Source organism: Mesorhizobium sp. PL10, assembly GCF_053714315.1.
On sequence record NZ_JBSKBR010000001.1, the window covers coordinates 409,803 to 426,480 of the forward strand.

At 63.7% G+C, this 16,678-nt stretch carries 18 protein-coding genes, 1 pseudogene and 1 riboswitch; of the genes and pseudogenes, 10 read left to right on the plus strand and 9 right to left on the minus strand.

Annotated features, from left to right (window positions below):
* Nucleotides 1-3 precede the first annotated feature (3 nt).
* From ACWGTO_RS02055 to rpmB, 3 genes are all read right to left on the minus strand, one after another.
* Nucleotides 4-675, minus strand: coding sequence for a hypothetical protein (locus ACWGTO_RS02055; RefSeq protein WP_454573200.1), 672 nt, complete (start codon nucleotides 673-675; stop codon nucleotides 4-6).
* Between the two features lie 3 nt (nucleotides 676-678).
* Complete coding sequence (locus ACWGTO_RS02060; RefSeq protein ID WP_454573201.1) at nucleotides 679-1,359, minus strand: queuosine precursor transporter; 681 nt, start codon at nucleotides 1,357-1,359, stop codon at nucleotides 679-681.
* 120 nt (nucleotides 1,360-1,479) lie between these two features.
* Complete coding sequence (rpmB, locus tag ACWGTO_RS02065; RefSeq protein WP_454573202.1) at nucleotides 1,480-1,776, minus strand: 50S ribosomal protein L28; 297 nt, start codon at nucleotides 1,774-1,776, stop codon at nucleotides 1,480-1,482.
* A 263-nt stretch (nucleotides 1,777-2,039) separates the two neighbouring features.
* Between rpmB and ACWGTO_RS02070 the strand changes: the two genes are divergently transcribed.
* The 3 genes from ACWGTO_RS02070 to ACWGTO_RS02080 are packed head-to-tail and all read left to right on the plus strand — an operon-like array spanning nucleotide 2,040 to nucleotide 4,477.
* Nucleotides 2,040-2,840 carry a DUF3108 domain-containing protein gene (locus ACWGTO_RS02070; RefSeq protein WP_454573203.1) on the plus strand — a complete coding sequence of 267 codons (801 nt, stop codon included), beginning with the start codon at nucleotides 2,040-2,042 and terminating at the stop codon, nucleotides 2,838-2,840.
* A gap of 30 nt (nucleotides 2,841-2,870) precedes the next feature.
* Nucleotides 2,871-3,806 (plus strand): aromatic amino acid exporter YddG, encoded by a 936-nt coding sequence (gene yddG / locus ACWGTO_RS02075; protein ID WP_454573204.1) that lies wholly within the window; start codon nucleotides 2,871-2,873, stop codon nucleotides 3,804-3,806.
* Nucleotides 3,803-4,477: a lysoplasmalogenase gene (locus ACWGTO_RS02080; protein WP_454573205.1), complete on the plus strand. Its 675-nt coding sequence runs from the start codon at nucleotides 3,803-3,805 to the stop codon at nucleotides 4,475-4,477. Before yddG ends, ACWGTO_RS02080 begins: the two co-directional genes overlap by 4 nt.
* On the opposite strand, the gene ACWGTO_RS02085 is transcribed toward ACWGTO_RS02080, so the two are convergent.
* Both ACWGTO_RS02085 and gloB read right to left on the minus strand, forming a co-directional pair.
* Nucleotides 4,452-4,892, minus strand: coding sequence for a cupin domain-containing protein (locus ACWGTO_RS02085; protein ID WP_454573206.1), 441 nt, complete (start codon nucleotides 4,890-4,892; stop codon nucleotides 4,452-4,454). The two genes, ACWGTO_RS02080 and ACWGTO_RS02085, sit on opposite strands and share 26 nt — an antisense overlap.
* Before the next feature lie 25 nt (nucleotides 4,893-4,917).
* Entirely contained in the window at nucleotides 4,918-5,685 is a 768-nt protein-coding gene (gene gloB, locus ACWGTO_RS02090; RefSeq protein WP_454573207.1) for a hydroxyacylglutathione hydrolase, read from the minus strand.
* Nucleotides 5,686-5,802: 117 nt separating this feature from the next.
* Here gloB and ACWGTO_RS02095 point away from each other — a divergent pair, with 117 nt between their 5' ends.
* The 3 genes from ACWGTO_RS02095 to ACWGTO_RS02105 all read left to right on the plus strand — a co-directional run bounded on the left by ACWGTO_RS02095 (nucleotide 5,803) and on the right by ACWGTO_RS02105 (nucleotide 9,412).
* Complete coding sequence (locus ACWGTO_RS02095) at nucleotides 5,803-6,585, plus strand: class I SAM-dependent methyltransferase (protein WP_454573503.1); 783 nt, start codon at nucleotides 5,803-5,805, stop codon at nucleotides 6,583-6,585.
* A 138-nt stretch (nucleotides 6,586-6,723) separates the two neighbouring features.
* The gene (locus tag ACWGTO_RS02100) at nucleotides 6,724-8,547 is read left to right on the plus strand and encodes an ABC transporter ATP-binding protein/permease (protein WP_454573208.1); all 1,824 of its coding nucleotides are present in this window, start codon (nucleotides 6,724-6,726) and stop codon (nucleotides 8,545-8,547) included.
* Between the two features lie 64 nt (nucleotides 8,548-8,611).
* Nucleotides 8,612-9,412: a DUF1194 domain-containing protein gene (locus ACWGTO_RS02105; protein WP_454573209.1), complete on the plus strand. Its 801-nt coding sequence runs from the start codon at nucleotides 8,612-8,614 to the stop codon at nucleotides 9,410-9,412.
* A 51-nt stretch (nucleotides 9,413-9,463) separates the two neighbouring features.
* Here ACWGTO_RS02105 and ACWGTO_RS02110 read toward each other — a convergent pair whose 3' ends face one another.
* On the minus strand, nucleotides 9,464-10,399 hold the full coding sequence (locus ACWGTO_RS02110; RefSeq protein WP_454573210.1) for a glycosyltransferase family 2 protein: 936 nt from the start codon (nucleotides 10,397-10,399) through the stop codon (nucleotides 9,464-9,466).
* 236 nt (nucleotides 10,400-10,635) lie between these two features.
* Between ACWGTO_RS02110 and ACWGTO_RS02115 the strand changes: the two genes are divergently transcribed.
* On the plus strand, nucleotides 10,636-10,956 hold the full coding sequence (locus ACWGTO_RS02115; protein WP_454573211.1) for a DUF1330 domain-containing protein: 321 nt from the start codon (nucleotides 10,636-10,638) through the stop codon (nucleotides 10,954-10,956).
* A 134-nt stretch (nucleotides 10,957-11,090) separates the two neighbouring features.
* The gene (locus ACWGTO_RS02120; protein ID WP_454573212.1) at nucleotides 11,091-11,552 is read left to right on the plus strand and encodes a macro domain-containing protein; all 462 of its coding nucleotides are present in this window, start codon (nucleotides 11,091-11,093) and stop codon (nucleotides 11,550-11,552) included.
* 13 nt (nucleotides 11,553-11,565) lie between these two features.
* On the opposite strand, the gene metW is transcribed toward ACWGTO_RS02120, so the two are convergent.
* Nucleotides 11,566-12,180, minus strand: coding sequence for a methionine biosynthesis protein MetW (metW, locus tag ACWGTO_RS02125; protein WP_112562220.1), 615 nt, complete (start codon nucleotides 12,178-12,180; stop codon nucleotides 11,566-11,568).
* Between the two features lie 58 nt (nucleotides 12,181-12,238).
* Nucleotides 12,239-13,408 (minus strand): homoserine O-acetyltransferase MetX, encoded by a 1,170-nt coding sequence (metX, locus tag ACWGTO_RS02130; RefSeq protein WP_454573213.1) that lies wholly within the window; start codon nucleotides 13,406-13,408, stop codon nucleotides 12,239-12,241.
* 60 nt (nucleotides 13,409-13,468) lie between these two features.
* Nucleotides 13,469-13,546, minus strand: a riboswitch (SAM riboswitch).
* Between the two features lie 146 nt (nucleotides 13,547-13,692).
* Between metX and hisC the strand changes: the two genes are divergently transcribed.
* The gene (hisC, locus tag ACWGTO_RS02135; protein ID WP_454573214.1) at nucleotides 13,693-14,802 is read left to right on the plus strand and encodes a histidinol-phosphate transaminase; all 1,110 of its coding nucleotides are present in this window, start codon (nucleotides 13,693-13,695) and stop codon (nucleotides 14,800-14,802) included.
* A 5-nt stretch (nucleotides 14,803-14,807) separates the two neighbouring features.
* Nucleotides 14,808-15,743, plus strand: a complete 936-nt coding sequence (locus ACWGTO_RS02140) for a prephenate/arogenate dehydrogenase family protein (protein ID WP_454573215.1) — start codon at nucleotides 14,808-14,810, stop codon at nucleotides 15,741-15,743.
* Between the two features lie 6 nt (nucleotides 15,744-15,749).
* Here the strand turns inward: ACWGTO_RS02140 and ACWGTO_RS02145 are convergent.
* Nucleotides 15,750-16,674 (minus strand): annotated as a pseudogene (locus ACWGTO_RS02145) (sugar kinase).
* Nucleotides 16,675-16,678 lie beyond the last annotated feature (4 nt).

Below are 16,678 nucleotides of genomic sequence, written 5' to 3' on the forward strand. Positions count from 1 at the left end.
GCGCTACGGTTTTGTCGCGAGCCAGATGACATGGCGCGCGCCGCGCTTGCCATGCGCGCGCGCCTTTGCTTCCTCGACCGAAAACCCTGCCTGCTTCAGCCGCCGCGTAAAACCGCTGTCAGGCCCTTGCGACCACACCGCCAGCACGCCGCCAGGTTTCAGTGCGGCACGTGCCGCGCCGAGGCCGGCAGCGTCATAGAGGGCATCATTGCCCTTGTAGACAATGCCTTCAGGGCCATTGTCGACATCGAGCAGGATGGCGTCCCAGGCGGCCTTGTCGGCCCTTATGATGTGGCCAACATCGGCCTCAAGGACGCTCACGCGGGGATCGTCAAGGCAGCCGTCGAAAAGCACTGCCATCGGGCCGCGCGCCCAGGCGACGACGGCCGGGACAAGCTCAGCGACGGTGATGCTCGCGTCGGCGCCCAACTCGGTAAGCGCTGCGCGCAGCGTAAAGCCCATGCCGAGGCCGCCGATCAGGATTTTCGGTCGGCCGTGTCCGGCAATCCTGTCGCAGGAGAGTTTTGCCAGCGCTTCCTCGGAACCGCTGAGGCGACTGTTCATCAACTCGTTGGTGCCGAGCATGATCGAGAATTCAGCCCCGCGCTGCTTTAAGCGCAGTTCCTGGGCGCCGTCGGGCGTCTTTGCAGCGTCAAGCTGGACCCAGGGGATCACGGCCTAGACCGCGACCGCCGGCTGGCTCCAGCGGGCGGCGAGCAGCCGGTAAGGGATCAGTGCCACAACGGCGATGATCAGCTTCACCGAGAGATCGCCGAGCGCCCAGGACACCCAGCGCACGGTCTCCACCGGCAGCACGCCCATCAGCGGTGCCGTCTCCAGCGCAAAGCTGTCATTCGGGCCGGCAAAGGCGAAGAGGGCGGAAAAGGCGATGCTGAAGAACACCAGCGTATCGAACACCGAGCCAACCAGCGTGCCGACGATCGGCGCGCGCCACCAGCTCTGCCGGCGCAGCCGGTTGAATACGGTGACGTCGAGCAACTGCGCGCAGAGGAACGCAGCACCCGAAGCCGCCGCAATGCGCACCAGCCGGTCGGCGGCGGTCTCGAATTCGATCAGCCCGTGGCGAAACAGGAAGGGCGGGATGAGGATCGAGCAGATTACCGCCGTCATGAAGCCGACAAAGACGATGCGGCGCGCCACGGTCGGGCCGTAGCGACGGTTGGCAAGGTCGGTGACCAGGAAGGAGAACGGGTAGGTGAAGGCGCCCCAGGTCAGGATGTCGGCCAGCGACAGGCCGCCGACCTGGCCCTGCATCGGAAACTGCACCAGGATGTTCGATGCCACGACGACAAGCGCCATGGCGGCCACAAAGGGCAAATATCGCGAGAAGGAAGTCATTTTTTTATCCTGGGTAATGGAACCAGCCAGGCGCTATCCGAAGTTCGGATGGCGCTGCCTTATGATTTTGAGCATCGGATCACTCCGATGCTCAAGGCGGTCGTCCCCCGCCTTAAAGTCTTAAGCGGCGGGCTGGTCGGCCTGCTTCTTGGCGATCTGCTTCTTCAAGAGGCGCGCACGCTGCGACAGTTCCTTGGCGTCGGCCTTGGCCAGGAAGGCGTCGAGGCCACCGCGATGCTCGACCGAACGCAGCGCGTTGGCCGAAATGCGCAGGCGCACATTCTGGTTCAGCGCTTCCGAAATCAGCGTCACATTGACGAGGTTCGGCAGGAAGCGACGCTTGGTCTTGTTGTTGGCGTGGCTCACATTGTTGCCGGTCTGGACTGCCTTGGCAGTGAGTTCGCAGGTGCGGGACATGGTTCTAACCTTCAGTTCTTTCTAAGCCTGCCAAACCATTTTCGCCCGCGCCGGGCGGCGCGCGGTTTCAGTCAGGCGGCCTTATGGAAAAAGTTGGCGTTCCATAGTTGCATTTCGCCGGGGCGTCAAGCTCCGGCTTCCCCAGAGATGCGGCGCCCGTTTCATATTAAGGCCGGAATTCAGCCTATAAGCGGTCGCATAGGGACATGCCAGGCCGAAGCTGCCCCGTCTGCGGCCTGGAAATTTAGGGAACGACCCCCGCCATGCTTCGACTGTCACATGCCGTTGCGGCCATGCTTGCCATCGCGTTGCCGACCTCAACGTTTGCCGCCGCCCCGGCGGCCGCTCCGCAGTCCTTCAAGGGCGAATACACGGTATCCTTCCTCGGGCTTTCGGTGGCTAAGGCGACATTTTCCAGCCATTACCAAGGCGACAGCTATGCCATAGACGGCACCGTCGCGGCAGCCGGTCTCGCCACCTTGTTCGACGATACGAGCGGCACGATCTCGTCAAAGGGCAAGATCCTGGGCAAGCAGATGCAGCCGCAGGCGTTTCGCGCCGATTACAAGTCCGGCAAGAAAGCTTCCGTGGTCGACATCCGCTTTGCCAATGGCGCGGTCACCGCCACCCAGGTCATCCCCGAGCCGAAAAAGCGCAACCCCAAGACGTGGATACCGCTGGGTGGCAACGATCTGACATCGGTGCTCGATCCGATGGCCGCCACCGTCATCCATGCCGACAGCCTCGACAAGGTCTGCGGGCGCAAGGTGAAGTTCTACGACGGCGAAATGCGCGCCGATCTGACGCTGACCTATGCCTCGAAGGGCTCGATCTCGGTCAAGGGCTACAAGGGCGACACTGTCACCTGCAAGATGGGCTTCGAGCCGGTGGCGGGCTACCGCAAGGGCCGCAAGGCGCTGAATTACCTGAAGAACAAGAGCCAGATGATGGTGACGTTTGCACCGCTCGGCCAAACCGGGATATATGCGCCGATCCACGCCACGGTCGGGACTCAGATCGGCACCTTGACCGTTAGTGCGCGGCGGTTCGAAGCAACTGAATAGACGCGTTTTTGCGCGTCGCCGGAGACGGGCATGGCGCGCGCAACACTGATCGGCTTTTCGGCGGTTGCCATGTGGGCGCTGCTGGCATTGCTCACAGATGCTTCGGGTGCTGTCCCGCCCTTTCTGTTGTCGGCCATCACCTTCACCATCGGCACCGCGGTAGGGCTGGTCGCCCGGCTGTTCATGCCGCCGAGCGGCAAAAGCCAGAAGATTCCACGCCAGGTATGGGTGATCGGCATTGCCGGCCTGTTCGGCTACCACTTTTTCTACTTCACCGCGCTGCGCAACGCACCGGCGGTGGAGGCAAGTCTGATCGCCTATCTGTGGCCGCTGCTGATCGTGCTGGGATCGGCGCTGATGCCGGGTGAGAAGCTGGCTTGGAACCACGTCGTCGGTGCGCTGCTTGGGCTCGCCGGCACGGTGCTCATCGTCACCAAGGGCGGAGGACTGGCCTTCGATGCGCGCTATGCCTTTGGCTATGCAATGGCGGCCGTCTGCGCGCTGCTGTGGTCGTCCTATTCGCTGCTGTCGCGGCGTTTTCCGGCGGTGCCGACCTCGATCGTCACTTGGTTCTGCGCCGCCACCGCAGCCCTTTCGCTGGTCTGCCATCTCCTGCTGGAAAAGACGGTGCTCCCCGACGGCCCCGGCCAGTGGCTTGCTGTGCTCGGTCTCGGGTCAATGCCGGTGGGCGCCGCCTTCTACGCCTGGGATATCGGCGTCAAGCGCGGCAATATCCAGGTGCTCGGCGCGGCGAGCTACGCCGCGCCGCTTCTGTCGACCCTGGTGCTGATCGCGGCCGGCGTCGCCGAGCCGTCGCTGCGCATCCTCGCCGCCTGCGTGCTGATCACCGGCGGCGCGGCATTGGCGGCCAAATCGCTGTTTCTGCGCAAACCTGCGGTGGCTGAGCGTGGAGCCGGGGTATCCGAAAGTGAAGCCGGGGCATCCGAAGGCGGAGCCAGGGCATGACGATGCCGTTTGCCGGCGGCATCGACGCCAACGCCAATGCGACATTGATTTTTTCGCTGGTGGCGGCGGTGATCTACGCCTTCACCCTGGACATGCGGCCCACACTTGCCCGCTCGGCGGCAAAGACGCTGGCCGTGGCCATGCTTGCCGTGCTCGCCTTCATGCAAGGAGGGCCGCTGCTGCTCGTCGCGGCACTTGCCCTCAGCGCCGTCGGCGATGCCTTCCTGTCGCGCGATGGCGAAAGGGCTTTCCTCGGTGGTTTGGCCAGTTTCCTGGCGGCGCATATCCTCTATGTGCCGCTCTTCCTGCGCCGCGGCGGCGGGCTGGACGTGCTGGGCACCGAGACCTGGCGCGGCGCGATGGCGCTTGCCATAGCGGCTTTCGTGGTCGTCATGCTGGCGGCACTCTGGCGCCGTGTCGGTCCCGGCCTGCGGGTGCCGATCGCCGTCTATATCGCGGCCATATTGGCGATGGGTGTTTCGGCGTTGACGCTCGACAATCCGTGGGTCATCGGCGGCGCCGTTATGTTCATGGCATCGGACGGGCTGCTCGCCGCCGAGAAATTCCTCGTGCCTGCCATCGCGCCCTACCGTGCCGGCATGCGCTATGCCGTCTGGGTGCTTTATTACGCAGCCCAGTTGGCGATTACGCTCGGCTTTTTGCCAAGCTAGGCTCCCAGCCGGGTTCGGCCATCTCGAAGGCGGCGAAGTCGAAGCCCGGCGCCACGGTGCAGCCGACCAATGTCCATTCGCCGAGGCTGCGCGCCGATTGCCAACAGCCGGCCGGCACGACGATCTGCGGCCGCTCGCCCGCCGCAAGTTCAATGCCGAGCACCTGCTCGATCATTGCACTGCCTTCCTCGCACATCGACAGCGCCAGCGGCGCCCCGGCATGGAAATGCCAGACCTCGGCCGCGTCCTTGACCCGGTGCCATGCGGAAATCCGGTCCTGTTCAAGGAGGAAATAGATCGCCGTCGAATGCCCACGCGCGCCGCCGGCGCCGTCGCGAAAGGTCTCCGCATACCAGCCGCCTTCCGGATGCGGCCTAAGGCCGAGCGTGGCGATGATTTCAGCGGCGCTGGTCATGGCTTTCCCGCAGACGTCACGATGCTCAGAAATTATCCTTGCGCTTGCGGATTTCGGCGAACACGTCGGCATCGCTGGCGTTTTCCATGCCGAGGTGCTTGCGGATCGCGGGATCGTGCCAGCGCAGGAACGGATTGGTCGACAGTTCCTCGCCGATCGTGGTCGGCAGCGTCGCCTTGTTGTCGGCGCGCAGCGTCTCGATCTTCGCCGCCCGCTCCTTCAGCGCAGAATTGGTCGGGTCGACGGTCAACGCGAAGCGGGCATTGGAGAGCGTGTATTCATGGCCGCAATAGATGACCGTGTCGGCCGGCAGCGCCGCCAGCTTCTTCAGCGAGTCGTACATCACCGGCGGCTTGCATTCGAACAGCCGGCCGCAGCCGAGCGCGAAAAGCGTGTCAGCGGTGAACGCCACTTTCGAGGCCGGCAGATGATAGGAGACGTGGCCCGCCGTGTGGCCGGGCGTGGCGATGACATCGATCCGCTCGCCACCGAGATGGACGACGGAGCCTTGGCCGACGGTCTCGTCGATGCCGGGGATCTTTTCCTTTTCCGCATCCGGTCCTACGATGCGCAGCTTGAAGAGCTCCTTCAGCGCCAGATTGGCCTCGACATGGTCGACATGGTGATGGGTGGTCAGGATCATCGTCGGCTTCCAGCCGGTACGCTCGATCGCGGCCAGGATCGGCGCCTCCTCGGGCGCGTCGATGATGGCGGTCTCACCGCTTTTGGGGTCATGCACAAGCACGCCGAAATTGTCGCTGCGGCACATGAACTGTTCGATTTCGACTGGCATTTTCATCTCTCCATCTGTCGCCGCAGACATAGGGCGCTTGGCCCGCGATGTCATCTAGCTTTGCAGGACTTGGCGGCTTTGTTGAACTTCAGCGGCATCGCAGCTACCGTCCCGCGTATGCATTCCGATATCGTCGATCTCCGTTCCTTCTATTCGACCACGCTTGGCCGCCTGGCCGAACGCTCGATCACCATGGCGCTTTCCTCGATCTGGGCTGCCGTGCCCAATGAGCGGCTGGTTGGGCTCGGCTATACCTTGCCGTGGCTGGAGCGGTTCGGCGCCGATGCCGAGCGGGTCTTTGCCTTCATGCCGGCAACCCAAGGTGCGGTCGTCTGGCCGGCGAATGGACCGACCTCGACGGCGCTGGTCTTCGACGAGGAGTTGCCGCTTGTCGATTCCTGCATCGACCGCATGCTGCTGGTGCATTCGCTCGAACACGTCGAAAACCCGCGCGAGACACTGAACGAAATCTGGCGGGTGTTGTCGCCGGCGGGCCGCGTCGTCATCGTCGTTCCTAACAGGCGCGGCGTCTGGGCCCGGTTCGAGCACACACCGTTCGGCAATGGCCGGCCGTTCTCGCGCGGCCAGCTAACCGAATTGCTGCGCGAGGCGAATTTCACACCGGCGTCCTGGTCCGATGCGCTGTTCTTCCCGCCATCGCCGCGGCGCTTCATGATGCGGTTCCACAATGTGCTGGAGCGCGCCGGCCGGCGGTTCTGGCCAATCTTTTCCGGCGTCATCGTGGTCGAGGCGCAGAAGCGGCTCTATCAGGGTGTGCCGGTCGCGCAGCGCGCCTCGCGCCGCGTCTTCGTCCCGGTGCTGTCGCCGCACGGCGCGACAAGGCTTGGCCGCCGCGCCGATGGGGTGACATCGACCACGCGTCGGGTGACACCTTCGTGATCGTGATGAAAACTGGTGTTGCGTGGGATTTTCCCACCTATCTGTCGCAGATGCATTCGCAGCCCGTTTGAGCGGCGGATGCCTTCAAGTCCCTCCATCCGGTTTCAGCACCGCTGTTGAACGTAAGGACCCCAGGCCATGGCTGATCAACTGGACATCAACGCCACACCGCAGCCGGTAACCGTCGAAGCCAGCAGCCTGCGCGACCAGGTGGCGACGATCAAACGGGCGCTGGTAGGCTCGCCGGTGCGCAAATGGCTGCTGTGGACGTCGGTCGGCATCATGGCGGTCATCGTCGCGACGTCGATCGGCCAGGTTCTGCTCAACCGCTGGAACCAGCCCTTCTACGATGCGCTGGCGCGTCGTGACATGGCAGCCTTCCTGCATCAGCTGATGATCTTTGCAATGATCGCCGGTACGCTGCTGGTGCTCAACATCGCTCAGACCTGGCTCAACCAGATGATCCGGCTGAAGCTGCGCGAGGCGCTGACGCTCGACCTTATCGACCAGTGGATGCGGCCGGCGCGGGCCTTCCGGCTCGCCAATGCCGGCGCCATCGGCGTCAATCCCGACCAGCGCATGCAGCAGGATGCCGCGCATCTCAGCGATCTGACGACGGATCTCGGCGTCGGATTGCTGCAATCCTTCATCCTGCTCGTGTCCTTCGTCGGCGTGCTGTGGCAATTGTCGTCGGGCTTCGTCTTCCACATCAACGGCTGGTCGCTGGCGATACCGGGCTACATGGTCTGGGCCGCGTTCCTCTATGCCGGCATCGCCTCCTGGCTGAGCTGGCTGGTCGGCCGGCCGCTGATCCGCCTCAACAGCGATCGCTACACGCGCGAAGCCGAGCTGCGCTCCTCGATGGTGCGGGTCAACGAGAATGTCGACGCCATTGCGCTCTATCACGGCGAAGCCGATGCGAAGCGCCGGCTCGAAATCGACCTCGGCACGGTGCTGGGCGCGATGCGCAATATCTACAAGGCGCAGATCAATCTGGCGTGGGTGACAGACACTTATGGCTGGATCACCGTCGTGGCGCCGATCCTGGTGGCGTCGCCGGTCTATTTCTCGGGCGATATCAGCTTTGGCGGGCTGATGATGGCGGTCGGTGCCTTCAACCAGGTGCATTCGTCGCTGCGCTGGTTCATCAACAACATCGGCGGCATCGCCGACTGGCGCGCGACACTGATGCGTGTCGCCGACTTTCGCATTGCACTCGATGAAACCGACGTGCTGCATGACAAAGAAAGGCGCATCGAGGTCAGCGACAATGCCAATGGCAACATGACCTTCGAGAGGCTTGAAGTGGCCTCACCGGAAGGCTGCACCAAACTTGCCGAAAGCCATGTCGAAATCCATCCCGGCGAGCGCGTCATGATCACCGGCGAGCCAGGCGCCGGCAAGACGCTGTTCTTCCGCGCCATTGCCGGCCTGTGGCCGTGGGGGAGCGGACGGATCGGCCTGCCGGCGGGAGAGGCCCCGATCTTCGTGCCGCGCGTACCGTATTTCCCGGCCGGCACGCTACGCGAGGTGCTTGACCATCCGAACGGCCTCGCGCCAGCCAGCGATGCCGAAATTTCGGCAGTGCTTGCCGAGGTCGGCCTCGAGCGCCTGTCATCCTCGCTCGACCGTTCCGCACGCTGGGGGCGTGAACTCGGCGATGACGAACAACGCTCGCTCGCCTTCGCCAGGCTCGCCTTGCGAAAGCCGAAATGGGTGATCATCGACGAGGCGATGGATGCGTTCGACGGGCCGTCGCTGCGGCGGGTTCTGTCGATGCTGGAAAAACGCCTGCCCGGGACCGCGATCCTCAACATCGGGCGAGGCCTGCACAGCAATCAGTTCTTCCCCCGCGCGCTGAGCATCGTGAAGGATTCCGGTGCGCCGGCGCTGAAACCCGCCCGCGTCAGGGCCGGCGCTATCGACCCGCCGCCGAAGGCGACTGTACGGCGAAAGAACTAGCCGGGGCTTTATTTCGCCGCGATCGCGGCGAAGATTCGCGGATCGAAACATCCGTGGTGCGGCCATGCTCGATGCGCTCAGCCTGCTAGCCTGCCTTGCTTGCACTCCGGTCACGCCCGTGGTGGCCCCGGCAAGCAGCGGTGCCGTCGATGTCGAACTGGTACTGGCCGTCGATATCTCGCAGTCGATGGACGAGAGGGAGTTCGCGCTGCAGCGCGCCGGCTATGTCGAGGCGCTCAGGCATCCCGATTTCATCAAGGCTGTGCGCTCGGGCACGACCGGCCGCATCGCGCTTGCCTATTTCGAATGGGCGGGCGTCGTGCGCGAGGATGGCGTCATCGCCTGGCAGGTCATCGACAGCGCAGAGAGCGCCAACGCCTTCGCCGACAGAATAGCCGCGCGGCCGTTCCGCAGCTTTCGCGGCACCTCGATCTCCGGCGCGCTTGCCTTCGGCGCCGGGCTGTTCGACGGCACCGGGTTCGACGCGCCACGCAGTGTCATCGACATTTCCGGCGACGGTCCCAACAACACCGGACTGCCGGTCGCCACCACACGCGATGCCGCGGTGGCCAAGGGCATCGTCATCAACGGCCTGCCGATCCTGATCAGCCCGTCGCCGACCTTCAGCCATCTCGACCAGTACTATGACGACTGTGTCACCGGCGGGCCCGGCTCCTTCGTGCTGCCGATCTACGCCGCCTCCGAATTCGCTACCGCCATACGCCGCAAGCTTATCATGGAGGTGAGCGGTATTGCCGATGCGACCGTGGTCACGATCGACGCGGCCGCACCGATGGATTGCCTGCAGGGCGAACGCGACCGGCGGTTTTATTCCGATCCGTATTTCCCGGAACTCGATAAATGAGGTTTTGGGGCATTTCCGGAGGGAGGGCCGCTGCGCGGCTTCCAGGGAGCTTCAGGCCGGCCGCGCACCGTATTTGTCGCGAAATTCGGTGTAGAGATCGCGGCGCCAGCGCCGGCCGCCGACATAGCCGCGCAACAGTTGCGGCACCGAATAGCCGAGTGCCTTCGACGACCGGTTGGCCAGATAGCCGGAGAATGCCTGCGAAACCCTGCCCTTGAGCGCGTCGGCGATGAGCTGCCGGGCAATCATGTAGGGCGGAATGTGGGGGTAGCGGTCGGCGATATAGGGGTGCTTGTCGATCAAACTGGCATAGGCTTCGACATAGCCATCGCGCTGTCCGGAGATGGAATTCTCGGAATTGTACTTTTTCCAGTCGATCACTTCGGAGAGTTGCGCGCCGCTGCGGTGGGCAAAGCGCAGCAACAATTCGCGATCCTGCATGCGCGTGACGTCGCTGTCGTAGCCGCCGATGGCCAGCAGCGACTCGCGCCGGGCGGTGATTGCCGACCCGGCAATGAAGATTGTCTGCCCAACCAGGGCCCGCTCCAGCGAATCGCGGGTCAGGAACGCATCGCGATTGACGCAATTGGTGCGGCGATTGCCCTTCAGCGAGACGAAGGAGCTGATCAGCACTTCCAGCGAGGGATTGGCCTCGAACCACTCAAGTGTCCGCTCCAGCCGGTCCGGAAGATAGACATCATCGGAATCGAGAAAGGTCACCACGGGCGCCTGCGCCCGTTCGATGCCGGCATTACGGGCAGCATTGGCGCCGCGCCATTTCGAACCGACATAGACCAGCCGCGGGTCGCGGATTTCGGCAAGGGCTGCGGCCGTGCCGTCGGTCGAGCCGTCATCGACGACAATGTGCTCAAAACGAGTGACGTTCTGCGCCAGAACGCTCTCGACGGCGCGCAGAACCTTGCTCCGCCGGTTGTGAGTCGGTGTGATCACCGTGATTAGCGGAGCGAGGTCGGCAGTCTTCGACATATTGCTTTGGCTATGCCCCGGATTCCGTAGTGTTCGGACGAACGGTCGGTTCCGCCTCAGGATTGCGTTCGATTCGACGCTACAAAAATGCAGCAGCAATGTCATCACAAACTGTTGAGCCAGGATGCCCTCGGCGATCCGATTACGTCTGACGTAATCGATCAGATGACGTCATCGCGGCAGATTGCGCCCACGAGGGCCGGTTGTTCGGCTTCGACTACACAGGGAGTTCAGCCATGACCGCCTACGCCGTCGCCCATATGCGCCAAGTCACAATGGGCCCGCAGATCGTCGAGTATCTGCAGAAGATCGATGCAACACTTGCACCGTTTGGTGGCCGCTATCTTGTTCATGGCGGCGAGCTGGACGTGATTGAGAACGATTGGTCCGGGCACTTGATCATCATTGAGTTTCCAGACAAGGAACATGCGCGCGGCTGGTACGATTCATCAGCCTATCGGGAGATTCTGGCCTTGCGCACCGACAACTCCGACGCCGATGTGGTCATCGCCGACGGTGTCAGGCTCCCGCACAAGGCCACGGACGTGCTGGGATAGGTGGAGATCAATCGGCAGCTATCGAGAATTCGATTGACCCGTAAACCCCAGTTTTGCGACGGTCAGACAGGCGCACGCGGAAACTGCCCGCTCCAACTGGGGGCGAAACGCCGTCACTGGGAGGCCGGTTTTCCATGTCGATGCAGACGATTCGCGGCGATCTGCTGCAACTTGCGCTCGATGGGCGGTTCGATGTCGTCGTGCATGGCTGCAATTGCCAGTGCGCGATGGGCAAAGGCATTGCGCTGTCCATTAAGCAGCGCTTTCCCGAGGCCTATGCGGCCGACCGCGCGACCATGAAAGGCGATCCCGCCAAGCTCGGACGCATATCGGTCGCCGAGATCAGGCGCGGGGACCGAACCTTTCATATCGTCAACGGCTACACGCAATTCCACTGGCAAGGGCAGGGTATGAAAGCCGACTATGAGGCGATCCGAAAGGTCATGCGGGCAGTCAAGGTCCAATTCGCCGGCAAACGCATCGGCTATCCGAAAATCGGCGCTGGCCTGGCCGGTGGCGACTGGGAAAAGATCGCCTCGATCATCGCGGGCGAGCTTGCTGGCGAAGATCACACCTTTGTCGAGTACGCCGGGTAGCGTCTCCGGCGAATCAGCGCTTCAGCAAGAACACCGCCTGCTGGCCGAAGAAATTCCAGAACCACCATGGCATCGACAGGCCGATCTTCTGGCCGTTGCCGTCGAGCGCGGTCGCCTTTTCCACCGAGGCGCCGAGCTCCTCGACCAGGTTGACGAAGTCGCGGATGGTGCAGAAGTGGATGTTGGGCGTGTCGTACCAGGAATAGGGCAGGTCCTCCGTCACCGGCATCCGTCCCTTGAAGAACAACGACAGCCGCACCCGCCAATGGCCGAAATTGGGGAAGGAGACGATGGCGCGGTTGCCGATCCTCAAGAGTTCGTCCAGCACCAGCTTCGGGTTGCGGGTCGCCTGCAGCGTCTGCGACAGGACGACGAAGTCAAAACCCTTGTCGGGATAGAATTCGAGGTCGGTGTCGGCGTCGCCCTGGATGACCGAGAGGCCGCGCGCCACGCACTCGTTGACGCCGCGCTGCGACAGTTCCAGCCCGCGACCGTCGACCTGCTTGGTCTCCTGCAGGAGTTCGAGCAGCAGGCCGTCGCCGGAGCCGACGTCGAGCACCCGCGAGAGCGGCGGGATGAGGCCGGCGACGACTTCGAGGTCGACGCGCTGGGCGCGGTTGACGCTCATGGCTTCGCCCCTTGCCTGGCGCATGATCCATGGCCGAAAAGTCTGCAATATTTCGGGGTCATGCGCTGAGCCCTCTCGCCCTTGCAGCGGAGCCGATGAAGCCGTTGATGGCGGCGAACAGTTCCGGCTCGTCGAGCAGGAAGGCGTCATGGCCGCGGTCGGTGTCGATCTCGACGAAGGAGACGGAAGCGCCGGCGGCGTTGAGTGCATGCACGATCGAGCGGCTCTCCTCCGTCGGGAACAGCCAGTCCGAGGTGAAGGAGACCAGGCAAAATCGCGTCTTTGTGCCGGCGAAGGCATCGGCCAGCCGGCCGCCATGGTCGGCGGCAAGGTCGAAATAGTCCATCGAACGGGTCATGTAGAGGTAGGAGTTGGCGTCGAAGCGGTCGACGAACGTCATGCCTTGGTGGCGCAGATAGCTCTCGATCTGGAAATCGGCATCGAAACCGAAGGTCAGCGCTTCGCGATCCTGCAGATTGCGGCCGAATTTCCTGTGTAGGGCGGCCTCCGACAGATAGGTGATGTGAGCGGCCATGCGCGCCACCGCCAGTCCCTTTTCCGGGCGCGCACCATGCTCGAAATATTTGCCGCCATGCCAGTCCGGGTCGGCCATGACGGCTTGGCGGCCGACCTCGTGGAAGGCGATGTTCTGCGAGGAATGGCGCGCGCCGGTGGCGATCGGCAGCGCCGAGAAGACGCGCTCGGAATAGCACGATGCCCATTCCAGCACCTGCATGCCGCCCATCGAGCCGCCGAGCACACAAAACAATTTTTCGATGCCGAAATGGTCGACCAGCATCAACTGCGCCCGCACCATGTCGCGGATGGTGATGATTGGCAGGTCGAGCCCATAGGGCTTGCCGGTGGCCGGATTGGTCGAGGCCGGACCGGTCGAGCCGAGGCAGCCGCCGATGACGTTGGAGCAGATGACGAAGAAGCGGTTGGTGTCGATGATTCTGCCGGGGCCGATCAGCACTTCCCACCAGCCCGATTTGCCGGTCACCGGATTGGTGCTGGCGACATGCTGGTCGCCGGTCAGCGCATGGCAGACCAGGATAGCGTTGGAACGGGCGTCGTTCAAGGCGCCGTAGGTCTGGTAGGCGATCTGGAACGGCGACAGAAGTGTGCCGGCGTCGAGCTTCAGCGGCTTGTCGGCGCCGAAATGCAACACCGGGCTCGACGGGTTGTCGGCCTCGTTGTTGGTTTTTGCAGCGCGGAGCGTGGTCATGTGACTCTCCTTGCCCGCCGTCAGGCAATAAAAAACCGGCAATGCGATCGCAAAGCCGGTTACGTCACGCAAACGGCCCTTTAGCGAGTTGTTTAACGTGGCTGCAAGCCGACCGGCCAAATCACCACGGGACGTTGCGTTCTTCTAGAACTCGCGCGGCCCGGCGTCAACGGCCAGGGTGGGGACCAGGCATTGCACACCCCAGCAGCCTCTCGACAACAGCGGCCACGGCTTGTATTTCCGCTGCGGCCTCCGGACGGCGGCATTTCAGACGGATTTGCGACATGGACAAGACAGCGGACAAGGCACGGCCGACGCCCCGCGCGGGCATCATGGACATAGAAGCCTATGTGCCGGGCAAGAGTACGGCGCCGGCCGGCGTCGCCAAGGTCCATAAATTGTCGTCGAACGAGAACCCGCTCGGCCCGTCGCCGAAGGCAATCGAGGCGGCGCGTGAAGTTGCCGCGAGGCTCGACGTCTATCCCGACGGCACCGCAAGGCGGCTGCGCGAGGCGATCGCCGAAGTGCACGGCCTCAACCCGGCAAACATCATCTGTTCCAACGGCTCGGACGAGATTTTGGGCCTGCTGGCGCAGACCTATCTGGCGCCGGGCGACGAGGCGATTTTTACCGAACACGCCTTCATGGTCTACAAGATCTACATCCAGTCGGCGGGGGCCAGGCCGGTTGCGGTCAAAGAGACCGAGGAGCGCGCCGATGTCGACGCGATCCTGGCCGCGGTTACGCCGGCCACGAAGATCGTGTTCCTCGCCAATCCCAACAATCCGACCGGAACCTATCTGCCGTTCCAGGAGGTGCGTCGGCTGCATGCCGCGCTGCCGGGCAATGTGCTGCTGGTGCTTGACGCGGCCTATGCGGAATATGTGCGACGCAACGACTATGAGGCCGGCATCGAGTTGGCGGGCAGCGCGCAGAATGTGGTCATGACCCGCACCTTCTCCAAGCTCGGCCTTGGCGGCGCGCGCATCGGCTGGATGTATGGCCCGCTGCACATCGTCGATGCGATCAACCGCATCCGCGGGCCCTTCAACGTCAATGCAACGGCGATCGAGGCCGGCATCGCGGCGATCCGCGACCGCGCCCATGTCGAGCGCAGTTCGTTGCACAACGAGGTCTGGCTTACCTGGCTGAATGAAGAGCTGACGAAGCTTGGCCTCAGGGTGACGCCGAGTGTCGGCAATTTCGTGCTCATCCACTTTCCGCAGGACAAGAAGCATTCGGCAGAGGCAGCGGACGAGTATCTCACCCAGCGCGGCTATATATTGCGGCGGGTTACCGGCTATGGCTTCCCCAACGCGCTGCGCATGAGCGTCGGCACAGAAGAAGCCAATCGCGGCGTCATCGACGCGCTCACGACATTCCTGAAAAGCTGAAGCACATGACATCACCGATGTTCGAGAAAATCGCGCTGGTCGGCATCGGCCTGATCGGCTCGTCACTGGCCCGCGTCATCCGCCGCGAAGGTCTGGCCAGGCATGTCGCCATCGCGACGCGCAGCCCGACCACGCTGGCGCGTGCGAAGGAGCTTGGTCTCGGTGAATCCTACACCGCAGACGCAAAAGAAGCGGTTCGCGATGCCGACCTTGTCATCGTTTCGGTGCCGGTTGGCTCGTCGGGCGAGGTGGCGGAGGAAATCGCGCCGGCGCTGAAAAAGGGTGCCATCCTCACCGATGTCGGTTCGACCAAGGCCTCCGTCATTGCGCAGATGCAGCCGCATGTGCCGGAAGGCGTGCATTTCATACCTGGGCATCCGCTGGCGGGTACGGAGAAGTCGGGCCCGGACGCCGGTTTTGCCGAGCTGTTCGAAAACCGCTGGTGCATCTTCACGCCGCTGTCGGGCACCGATTCGGCCGCGCTGGAAAAGCTGTCGGAGTTCTGGCGGCGCTGCGGCTCGAACATCGACACGATGGACCCGCAGCATCACGACATGACGCTGGCCATCGTTTCGCATCTGCCGCACATCATCGCCTACAACATCGTCGGCACCGCCGACGATCTGCAGTCGGTGACCAAGTCGGAAGTGATCAAATATTCAGCCTCGGGTTTCCGTGACTTCACCCGCCTTGCCGCTTCCGACCCGACCATGTGGCGCGACGTGTGCCTGCACAACAAGGACGCCATCCTTGAGATGCTGGCGCGCTTTTCGGAGGACCTCGCTTCGCTGCAGCGGGCGATACGCTGGGGCGACGGCGACAAGCTGTTCGACCTGTTCACCCGCACCCGCGCCGTGCGCCGTTCGATCATCGAGGCCGGCCAGGATATTGACGTGCCGGATTTTGGCCGCCAGGCGGTGGAGCATCCTACAAAAGGCTAGTCTGTTTCAGGCAGGCCAGGTTACGGCGACCATGGCCATTGTCTCGGCCCGGTTCGGCGCGCCCAGCCGGCCGCCGAAGCGCTGGCATTTGAGCGCGGCGGCGGCACTGGCAAAACGCAAGGCCTGCTCGATCGGCATGGCTTCGGCGAGCCCGACGGCAAAGGCGCCGTGAAAAACGTCGCCGGCGGCCAGCGTATCCACCGCCTTGACCTTCGGCGCCGCGACGTGGCGTACCAACCCCGATGAGCGATCTTGCCACCAGCTGCCCGCCGCGCCGCCAGTGACCGCGACGAAGGCATCGGTGCGGCTAGCGAGGTCGGCACAGGCGGTTTCAGGGTCCAGCGCATGGCCGCAGACAATGCGCGCCGCCGTCTCCGAAGCGACGATGTGCGAGGCCAGCGGCAGCAGACGCTCCAGCACTTCGAGCGGCGCGGTGTCGGCGTCGAGGATCGCCGGGCGGCCGGCGTCGCGCGCGGCGGTCAGGGCAAGTGCTGCAGCGCCCGGCCAGCGGACGTCAACCAGAACGGCGTCGAAGCCGGAAAGATCGGCGACAGGCAGCGCCTCGGGGTCAACCTGCGCCTTCGGGTCGTAGAATGGCACGATGATGCGCTCGCCATGGGCGTCGATCAGGATCGAGGCCAGCGCCGAACGCGCGCCTTTGACGCGGCGGACAAAGCTGCAATCGACGCCCTCGGCTTCGACGCCGGCCAGCAGCTGATCGCCGATGGCATCGTCGCCCGCACTGGCCCACAGGAACACCTCCGCGCCGAGACGGCGTGCGGCCGCAGGCCGCACTTGTCGCCATGCCCGCAGCGAGCTGGACGCCGTCCGATGCGATGAACTTGCCCTGATGCGTGGGCAGGGTTTCCAGACGCAGGATGGTATCCAGCGTCAGCGCGCCAACGCTGAGCAGTTTAACTGGCCGGCTCATGTGT